Source organism: Saccharopolyspora sp. NPDC047091 (assembly GCF_040643635.1).
Classification (GTDB): Bacteria; Actinomycetota; Actinomycetes; order Mycobacteriales; family Pseudonocardiaceae; genus Saccharopolyspora_C.
This window is the reverse complement of the sequence record NZ_JBEYUS010000153.1, coordinates 1-1254: the sequence shown is the minus strand read 5'-3', so window position 1 is coordinate 1254 and position 1254 is coordinate 1. Positions and strand designations below refer to the sequence as shown.

2 protein-coding genes and 1 pseudogene are annotated in these 1254 nt (G+C 73.7%); 1 reads left to right on the top strand and 2 read right to left on the bottom strand.

The genetic code is table 11. The features are described from left to right. Window positions 1-441, bottom strand: a 441-nt coding sequence (locus tag ABZ805_RS29320) for a helix-turn-helix domain-containing protein (protein WP_358447181.1), incomplete at its 3' end; no start/stop codon positions are given. A 100-nt stretch (window positions 442-541) separates the two neighbouring features. Between ABZ805_RS29320 and ABZ805_RS29315 the strand changes: the two are divergent. Then, window positions 542-1000 (top strand): annotated as a pseudogene (locus ABZ805_RS29315) (NAD(P)H-dependent oxidoreductase); the annotation flags it as partial. Here the strand turns inward: ABZ805_RS29315 and ABZ805_RS29310 are convergent. Then, window positions 997-1254, bottom strand: a complete 258-nt coding sequence (locus tag ABZ805_RS29310) for a hypothetical protein (protein WP_358447183.1) — start codon at window positions 1252-1254, stop codon at window positions 997-999. The pseudogene ABZ805_RS29315 and the gene ABZ805_RS29310 overlap by 4 nt on opposite strands.

Genomic DNA, 1254 nt, shown 5'->3' with positions numbered 1-1254 from the left:
GGAGAACGCGATGGTGCCGACCGTGCAGAACCCGGCGCAGGACGCCACCGATCCGCGGGCGAAAGCGGCCTTCCTGGGCCCGGCGGCGGCCTGCGCGAACGCGTGGTGGCGCAGCAGGTACGGGATGCGCTCCCGGCCGTAGGCGATGAGCCGTTCGGCGGGGCCCGCGCCGGGCCCCAGCGGCGGCGGCCCGGAGAGCACCTGCTGCTGGAACCGGCTCTCGTCGTCCTCCAGCAGGGCGCGGAAGATGCCCGCGCGGCTGCCGAAGCGCCGGAACACGGTGCCCTTGCCCAGGCCCGCGCGCTCGGCCAAGCCGTCCATGGTCACCTTCTCGACGCCGTGCTCCGCGATCAGCTCGCGCACGACCGCCAGCAGGTGCTCGCGGTTGCGCACCGCGTCGGCGCGTTCCGCGCGCGGCTTCCCGAAGGGCACGACATCCACACCGGCGAACCTACCCCGGAACAAAAGCGGGGTACGGTCCGTTTAATCTTCCGGGTGTGACGACGGGTCACGCACCGCACCACCGCAAGGAGCCGCACGCATGAACCTCTTCCGCCTGGACGCCAGCATCCTGCCCGGCACCTCCACCAGTGCCGAGCTCGCCGACCTCGCCGAAGCCGAATGGACCGCGGCCCACCCCGGCGCCACGATCACCCGGCGGCACCTCGGCGCCGAACCGCTGCCCGCCGACGCGTGGACGTCGGCCACCACCGCCGGATTCACCCCCGAAACCGACCGCACCCCGCAGCAACGGGACGCCCTCGGCCTGGCGGCAGCACTCGCCGACGAACTCCGCCACGCCGACGCGGCCGTCTTCGCCGTGCCGATGTACAACTTCGGCGTCTCCCAGCACTTCAAGACCTGGGCAGACCTGGTCATCGCGGGCGCGGGACCCACCGACCCGCTGCTGGCGGGCAAGCCCGCGGTCCTGATCACCACCATCGGCGGCGGCTACGGCCCCGGCACCCCGCGCGACGGCTGGGACCACTCCAGCCCCTACCTGCAGCGCATCCTCGGCGACGTCTGGCAGGCCGACCTCACCTTCATCAAGCGCGAGCTGACCCTCGCCGCGAGCAACCCCGCGATGGAGGCACTGCGCGACCTCGCCGAGCAGCAGCACGCCGACGCGCAGGCCGCCGCCCGCGACGCGGGCAAGGTCCTCGCCGACCCGGTGGGAGCCCCGGCGAAGGCGCGGGTGAGCGCGCGGAACTCGATGGGGTCGCCGAGCTGGGTGCCGGTGCCGTGCGCCTCCAC